The organism is Flavobacterium sp. GW823-FHT04A11, from assembly GCF_058796535.1.
In genome coordinates this window covers 4,359,592-4,369,159 of the sequence record NZ_CM179503.1, presented here as the reverse complement: position 1 = coordinate 4,369,159, position 9,568 = coordinate 4,359,592, and the positions used below count along the sequence as shown (strand labels likewise).

General features: G+C 34.8%; 2 protein-coding genes. Both read left to right on the top strand.

The genetic code is table 11. The annotated features are described in order from the left end of the window. The first annotated feature begins 36 nt into the window (after positions 1-36). Positions 37-7,917 (top strand): amino acid adenylation domain-containing protein, encoded by a 7,881-nt coding sequence (locus AC3QL1_RS18810; RefSeq protein WP_492493673.1) that lies wholly within the window; start codon positions 37-39, stop codon positions 7,915-7,917. Positions 7,918-7,949: 32 nt separating this feature from the next. Further along, on the top strand, positions 7,950-9,560 hold the full coding sequence (locus AC3QL1_RS18805) for an MBL fold metallo-hydrolase (RefSeq protein WP_492493672.1): 1,611 nt from the start codon (positions 7,950-7,952) through the stop codon (positions 9,558-9,560). Positions 9,561-9,568 lie beyond the last annotated feature (8 nt).

The following is a 9,568-nucleotide window of genomic DNA, read 5'->3' as shown; positions in this document are numbered from 1 at the left end:
AAATAATTTTTTTAAGAATATTTTAAATTTAGATCAATGTTAAACTTAATAAAGGAATTAGAAGATAACGATGTCATTATTTCATTGAATGGTGATAATCTCGAGATTAATTTTGATGGAGAATTAGACAGTGAAATCATTGGTAAAATCAAGGCAAACAAGGAAAAATTAATCAGTTTCCTTGCCAGGCATTCTCATGCAAATTCAGGAATTACAAAAGCAGAATTCCAGGAAAGCTATCCGGTTTCGCATGCACAAAAAAGAATCTGGTTAATGAGCCAGGTCGAAGAAAATTCTAAAGCACAACATATTCATGCGAGAGTTTATCTGGACGGAGAATACGATATTGCCATTTTTGAACAGGCTCTTAGAAAAGTAATCGCACGTCATGAAATTCTTCGTACCGTTTTTAGATTAAACGAAAACGGAGAAGTAAGACAATGGATTTTGAATGAAGAAGATTCAGATTTTCCAATTACGTATTTGGATTTCAGTAAGGAAGAAAATTCCAGAGGAAAAGCGAATACTTATATGATGGAAGACAATAAAAAGTTATTTGATCTGGAAAACGGACCTTTATTCAGGGCTGCTTTTCTAAAATTGACAGCAGATACTTTTGTTTTTTATTACAACATGCATCACATTATTACCGATGGATGGTCACTGGAAGTATTAGAGAAAGATATTTTTGCTTTTTATAAAGCTTTAAAATTTGGAGAAAAAGAGCCGGAAGATATCAAAATTCAGTACAAAGATTATGTTTTATGGCAATTGGCAGAAATTGAAAAAGGGGCTTATAAAAAACATGAAGATTTTTGGCTTGACAAACTTTCAGGAGATTTAACACGACTAAATCTTCCGGGTTCTAAAACAAGGCCAAAGATTAAATCGTTTAACGGACACATGTATTTCTCTTATCTGTCTCCACAATTAACAGCCAGACTCAGAGCTTTGTGCGCTGAAAATGGAGGAACTTTATTTGTGGGATTAATGGCTGTTCTAAAGGTTCTTTTTCATAAATATTCTCAGGAAAAAGATATTACACTTGGAACCGCAGTTGCGGGAAGAGAAGACGCTGATTTAGAAAATCAAATTGGTTTTTATGTAAATACAGTTCCATTAAGAAGCAGAATCGAAGAAGAAGATTCATTTTTGACGTTTTTTGAAAACGAAAAGAAAGCTATTTTTGAAGCCTTCTCACATCAAAAATATCCTTTTGACATGACGGTTTCCAAGCTAAACCTAACGCATGACATTAGCAGAAATTACATTTTTGATGTCATGGTAAATCTTTATAATTTCTCTGAAGTAAACAAAGAAATTGTTATCGATAAAAATAAAACAGAAGAAATTCTGGATTTTGGCTTTGTAAATTTAAATTTTGATTTAGAACTCGTATTTCACGAAGTAGGAAATACAATATCATTGACAATATCAAATAATGATGCGATATATGATGAAGAGTTTGTTAAAAAATTCATCGGTCATTTTAAAAACCTAATTGAAAGTATTGTAGAGAATCCGGCTCAGCAAACAAAAAGTATCGAGTACTTAACAGCCAAAGAAAAGCAAGAAGTTTTATTTGATTTTAATGATACAAAAGCTGATTATCCAAAAGATAAAACGTTTGTTGATTTATTTGAAGACCAAGTCGAAAAAACACCAAACGAGATTGCATTGGTTTTTGGTGAAGTCAAATTAACGTATGCACAGCTTAACGCAAAAGCCAATCAGTTTGCGGGTTATTTAAAAGCAAAATATAAAATTCAGCCTCAGGATAAAGTTGGGATAAAACTAGACAGAAACGAAGCCTTAATAACATCGATATTGGCCGTTTTAAAATCAGGAGGCGCTTATGTGCCAATTGATTCTGCCTATCCTCAGGAAAGAATTGATTTTATCGAAAAAGACAGCGATTGCAAAGTAATTATTGATGCTGCAGAGTGGAATAATTTTTATGGCAAGGCAGATAAATATCCTATTATAAATGCAGAACAAGTTGTGGGTGTAGATAATTCTGCTTACGTAATTTACACTTCAGGTTCAACCGGAAACCCAAAAGGCGTTGATATTGCGCATTCGTCTTTGACAAATTATCTGCTTTGGGCACAGGATTATTACTCAGCAAACGGATCCCGAAATCTGGATTTTGGTTTATTTACGTCACTTTCTTTTGACTTGACCGTTACCAGTTTGTTTTTGCCCTTGATAAGTGGCGGAACTTTAACAGTTTTTGAAACGACAGATGATATCTCAAAACTGCTTACAGATTATTTAAGCAGTAATATTAGCAGTATAAAATTAACGCCTGCGCACATCAGTATTTTAGAAAGTCTGGATTTATCTGCAACAGCTGTAGAATTGGCCGTAGTAGGCGGAGAAGCCTTATTGGAAAACCAGGTGAGAATCCTTCAGAAACTGAATCCAAATATTAGAATCATTAATGAATACGGGCCAACCGAAGCTACTGTTGGCTGTATTGTGTATGATGTTAAAGATGCTGAGGAAACGGTTTTAATTGGTAAACCAATTGCCAATACACAGATTTATATTCTGGACGAATCTCTAAATCCGGTTGCGATTGGCGTAACGGGAGAGTTATACATTTCTGGTGACGGATTGGCGCGCGGTTACATCAATCGTGAAGATCTTACGAAAGAAAAATTCATTTCTAATCCGTTTCATGCTGCTTCTTTAATGTACAAAACGGGCGATTTGGGAAAATGGCTTTCTGACGGAAATATCGATTATACCGGACGTATCGACGATCAGGTAAAAATTCGTGGATACAGAATTGAATTGGGCGAACTGGAAAATAGTCTTTCCAATATTGCAGGAATAAGCCATTCTGTTGTAGCCGTAAAAGAGGATAAAGATGAAAAATATCTGGTAGCGTATTATGTTGCAGATACAATTCTGGATAAAAATCACATTCAGTCAGAACTAAGCAAACTATTGCCGGATTATATGCTTCCGGGTTATTATATCCAACTGGAATTTTTACCGCTTACCACAAACGGAAAAGTCGATAAAAAGTTACTTCCGGCTGTTACAGAATCAGATTTGATTAAGACGGAATATGTAGCGCCGTCTTCTGTGGAAGAAAAAATATTGGCTGCCGCGTGGTCTCACGTTTTAAAATATGAAAACATTGGTATAAAAGACAATTTCTACAATCTTGGCGGAGATTCTATCAAGTCTATTCTGGTAATCTCACGTTTAAGACAGCAAGGTTATTCGCTTAAAGTTGAGCAGATTTTAAAAACGCCAATATTGGAAGATTTGGCTAAAATGCTTTCACTTAATCAATTAGTTGTAGATCAGTCTCAGGTAATTGGAGATGTTTTATTAACGCCTATTCAGCGTTATTTTTTAGATAGCGAACTTTTTCCAAATAAGGATTATTACAATCAATCCGTACTATTAAACTGGAATGGAAAAATTGATGCAGAGGTTTTAGAGAAATCAATTTCTTCTTTGGTTTTGCACCACGATGCTTTGCGAATGGTTTACAAACAAGAAAACGGTGTGTGGAATCAATACAATCGTGATGCCTCTGCACAGCATTATAAAATTGTATTTCATGATTTGCAAAACGAAGAAAATCAGTTGGCGGCAATACAAAAAATTGGAGAACAATTACAATCAAGTATTGATATTACATCCGGAATATTATTTCATATAGGGCATTTTAGGCTTTCAGATGGAGACAGACTGGCTTTGATTATAAATCACCTGGTTATCGATGGAGTTTCATGGCGTATTTTGTTAGAAGATCTATCCAGTTTGTATCAGTCACATCAGGAAGCAACTTTGGTGCCCTTACCTCTTAAAACAGATTCTTTTCAGCGTTGGGCTGCAGTGCAAAATGAGTTTGCACAAAGCAAAACGATGCAGCAGGAACGTGCTTATTGGGAAAACTATTCGGCAAATAAAACCGAAGATTTACCGGTAGATTTTGAGTCGGCTCAATCTTCGTGGAATTTAAATAAAGAATACGGATTCACTTTAGAAAAAGACCTGACAGAAACACTTAAAACAAAGGTTCACGATGTTTATAATACCGAAATAAACGACATTCTTTTAACCGGATTAGGATTGGCTATTCGTGATGTTTTTGGCATCTCAAAAAGCGTAATTGCTATGGAAGGACACGGCCGAGAAGAAATTATCGATGGTATTGATATTGGCAGAACCGTCGGATGGTTTACCACGATATATCCTTTTGTTTTGGATTTATCGAATTCTGATGATTATGAGTTAGTAACCACAAAAGAATTATTGCGCCAAATACCCAACAAAGGTATTGGTTACGGAATTTTAAATTATCTGGATAAACGTTTTGAAAACGAATTAGTGCCAAGAATACAGTTTAATTATCTGGGAGATTTTGGTGATAATAATGATAATGCAAAAGAGAAAAATACAAAAAAACTATTTGACTTTTCATCAGAAAGTATTGGTCTTCCGGTAGCTTTGGAAAATACCAGAAGTAAAATTTTACTGGACATTACCGGAATGATGGTTTCGGGAGAATTGAGAATTTCAATACGTTATTCTGCAGATTGTTATACTGAAGAAACGATTAAAAAACTCAACGAATATTACAACAAAAATTTACAAAGCCTGATACTAAAATTAGCTTCTGCAAAACAAAAATACCTGACCGCTTCTGATTTGACGTATAAAAAAATTCCAAATCAAAAACTGGCAGAATTAAACAGCGACAATAGTATAGAAGATGTTTATGAGCTATCGCCTTTACAGCAAGGTTTATATTACCATTGGCTGGTAAACCGCAACAGTCCGTTGTATTTAGAGCAGTTTTCATATAGTATCGAAACCAATAATCTTGATATTGAATTAGTGAAACTAGCCTTCAATAAACTAATCGCGAGATATCCAATTCTACGTACCTCGTTTACAGATAGTTTAGACGATGTTCTTTTGCAAATTGTGCATAAAGAAGCAGAAGGGAATTTTTCTTTTGAAAGAATTTCAGCAAACGAATCAGATGTAGAAAGTACTATTGAAAGAATAAAAGAAGAAGACAGAAACCGCGGTTTTGATATGAATAAACCGTCGTTGATGAGATTAAAAGTGGTAGAAACCAATAAGCAAAACGAATATGTTTTTATCTGGAGCCATCACCATATTCTTATGGATGGCTGGTGTGTAAGCATCTTAGTCAATGACTTTTATCGCATTTTGATGGCCTTGAGCAACAATCAGGATATTACTTTGCCGGAACCGGTAAAATACTCTACTTATATCAACTGGTTGTCCAAAATTGATAAAAATGAATCGCTGTCTTACTGGAAAAATTACCTAAGCACGATAGAAACTGTTTCTGAAATTCCGTTTAAGAAAAAGAATATTCAGAACAGAGATGGAAAACCGGTTTACAAAGCAGAAGAACTTTTTGTAGACGGAGCTGTTTTTCAAAATATAAACAAATTAACCCAGGAATTAGGGATCACTTTAAGTACTTATATCCAGGGAGTTTGGGGGTATTTATTATCCAGATACAACGGCACAAATGATGTTTTGTTTGGTACTGTAGTTTCGGGAAGACCTGGAGAATTAGAAGATGTAGAAGGTATCGTGGGCTTGTTTAGCAATACGATTCCGGTTAGGGTAAGTTATAAGGAAAATGATACTCCGGCGACGTTTTTAAAACAACTTCATTTAGAAATGCTGGAAAGTACAACGCATCATTATATTAATTTATCCGAAGTGCAATCGCAAAGCGAATTAGGCATGGGATTGATTAACAACATAGTAGTATTTGAAAACTTTTTGGTACAAGACAACATCGATGACGAAATAACGGCTTTGTATAGTGAAGAAGATAAAAAAATAACGATTGGAAAAGTTGATTTTGCAGATCAGACCAATTATAATTTTCACACAACAGTAGTACCGTCAGATACGTGGTTTAAAATAGAATTCAAATACGACAGTACGATTTTCAATACAGAAGCAATTCAGAATTTAAAAGCACACTTTTTTAATATTGCAAATCAATTCAGTATCGGAAAGGATGCATTAAATATCAGCACGATTGATTATTTAACAGAAAAGGAAAAAAATCAATTACTGTATGATTTTAACCAAACTCATGTTATTTATCCAAAAGACAGAACAATTGTTGATTTGTTTGAAGAACAGGCACAAAAAACGCCGGATGATATTGCTGTTGTTTTTGAAAACAGAAATATAAGTTACAGCGAATTAAACCTGCTTACAGATCGTCTGGCGCATGCTTTAAAAGAAAATTATCAGGTTGAATCAGGAGATTTTGTTGGAATTCAGTTAAACAGAAGCGAATGGGTTATTATTTCGATACTGGGCATATTAAAAGCCGGAGCAGTTTATATTCCGATTGATTCAGAATTACCAGCCGACAGAAAAGCCTTTATTTTTGAAGATGCCGATTTGAAATTGCTGATTACAGAAACTGCATTCATTTTTGACTTGGATTTTGACGGAAACATCTTTTCTGTCGATGTAGAATTCGATACAGACCTTGAAGTTGAGTTCGAAAAACAACCCATACTTTCTCAGGATCAGGCGTATGTTATTTATACATCAGGTTCTACAGGAAATCCAAAAGGAGTTGAAATTGGACATGCATCTTTGACAAATTACCTTCTTTGGGGAAAAGAATATTACTCGGCAAACGGGGCCAAAAAACTTGATTTCGGATTGTTTACCTCACTTTCTTTTGATTTAACGGTTACCAGTTTGTTTTTGCCATTAATCAGCGGAGGAACTTTAACCATTTTTGAAACAACAGATGATATCTCGCAATTACTGACTGATTATATAACCAGTAATATTAACAATATCAAACTAACGCCGGCGCACATCAGCATTTTAGAAAATCTTGATTTGCCTGCAACAACTCTGGAACTGGCCGTAGTAGGAGGAGAAGCATTGTTGGAAAATCAGGTAAGAATCCTTCAGAAACTGAATCCGGACATTCGTATTATCAATGAATACGGACCTACGGAAGCTACTGTTGGCTGTATTGTTTATGATGTAAAAGATGCTCAGGAAACAGTTTTGATTGGTAAACCTATCGCAAATACACAAATCTACATTCTGGATGAATTTTTAAATCCGTGTGCGGTAGGCGTAATTGGAGAATTATACATTTCAGGAAACGGATTAGCTAAGGGGTATATCAATCGAGAAGATCTTACTAAAGAAAAATTCGTTACAAATCCTTTCCGTGAAGACGCTTTGATGTACAAAACCGGAGATTTAGGAAAATGGCTTGCCGACGGAAACATCGATTATACGGGACGTGTAGACGATCAGGTAAAAATTCGCGGATACAGAATTGAATTAGGCGAACTGGAAAACAGCCTTTCGAACATTCCGGAAATCAGCCAATCTGTGGTAGCCGTAAAAGAAGACAACGGCGAGAAATATCTGGTAGCTTATTATGTTGCGGATACTACGCTGGATAAAAGCCTTATTCAAACGCAATTAAGTCAGGTTTTACCGGATTATATGCTGCCGGGTTATTATATCCAGTTAGAATCGATGCCGATTACTACAAATGGAAAAGTGGATAAAAAACAGCTTCCGTCTGTGGCCGATGCAGATTTGATACGAACAGAATATGTAGCGCCAACGGATGAAGTAGAATCTGAACTGGTTGAAATCTGGCAAAGAGTATTAAACCGCGATAAAATAGGAATTACAGATAATTTCTTTTTCCTCGGAGGGCAGAGTATAAAAGCCATTATGGTCATTGCCGAGATCAAAAAAGCATTCAATATCAAAATTGAACTGGATGTATTATTCAACAATCCGGAGATTAAAACAATTGCTGCAGAAATCAGAAACAAAATCTGGTACAGCCAGGAATTAACAGAAGAATACACAGATAAAATTATAATCTAAACAACTAATTGACTTAACAGAAACTTATAAAAATGGAATCAAACGATAACACTTATTACTTAAAATTAAACGTAGCAATAGAAGCATTAATTGACAGATGGTATGCCTGGTCGCATTTAGTATCACCGGCAACAGCTGCGTTGAATATTCAGGACAGACATCTTAAAATCATGGAATCTTATATAAAAAATCCAAAAATTCATGCTGCAGCGGTACAAAATCCAAAAATGCTGGGCGGGCCTTTTATTGATTATGAAGGAGGAAGGGTTGAAGAAATTAAAAATTTATACGACGATACTGTCAATAAAAGATCTTCATTATTAGAATTTGGAAACGCCATTATAGAATTGAATAATGTGTTGCAAAAAGATGCAAAAGGCTATTCGCTAAATACTTTATACGAGAAAGTTCCGGATCTTTTAAAAGGATATGTAGAATTGGTTTATGACCTGAATAACAATCCTAATTTTAGATTGTATGAATATTTGCTTTACAAAAGTGATTATTATGACGAATCCGCGCAATCTATATCATTACAATTAGTAGAAGCAGATGATTCAAGATCGTTTGTTTTAAGTACGCCAAGACTTAACGATAAAAACCTGATTCATTTAGATATTCCATTTAAATCAGATTTGATTGATGAATTATTTAAAATGAAAAAAACGCCGGGCGACTACAATAAAATCAAAGAAAAATTAGGAATAAGCGGCGAACAGGAAGCCTTATTTAAACAGTTTTTTACAAAAGAAGCTCCGTCAAAATTTGAACATTATAAAGGAAGCGGCGTAAGAACCAGATATTTTGGTCATGCCTGCGTATTGGTAGAAACCAGTAAAGTGTCGTTTTTAGTAGATCCCGTAATAAGTTATGACGGTTATGAAACAGAAGTAAACAGATATACAATCAATGATTTACCGGATGAAATAGACTATGTATTAATTACGCATAATCATCAGGATCACATCTTACTGGAGACATTATTACAGCTTCGTCACCGCATAAAAAACATTATTGTTCCTAGCAGTGGAAAGGGAAGTCTGCAGGATCCAAACTTAAAATTAATGTTTAATACCATTGGTTTTAATAATGTAATTGAACTGGATGATATGGAAAGCATAGACATGGAAGATTGCCAAATAACAGGGATTCCGTTTTTAGGCGAACATTCAGATCTGGATGTTAGAAGTAAACTATGTTATCACATTGCATTACACAATGACCTGAAAATATTATTTGCAGCAGATTCCTGCAATATAGAACCGGCAATCTATCAAAATATACACAAAGTAGTAGGAGATATTGATGTCTTATTCTTAGGAATGGAATGCGACGGCGCACCGCTTTCGTGGTTATACGGACCGTTACTACCTGAAAAATTAGACCGAAACAAAGATTTGTCCAGAAGATTGGCAGGTTGTGATTTTGAACAGGGAAAATCACTTGTTGATATCTACAATCCTAAAAATGTATTTGTATATGCAATGGGACTAGAACCATGGCTGGTTTTTATTAGTTCTATAAAATATACAGACGAGTCAAGACCTATTGTAGAATCTAACAGGCTGATAGAAGAATGCAAAAGCAGAGGAATAGATGCTGAAAGATTGTTTGGTGAAAAAACGATAGAATATACTAAATAGAATAAAAT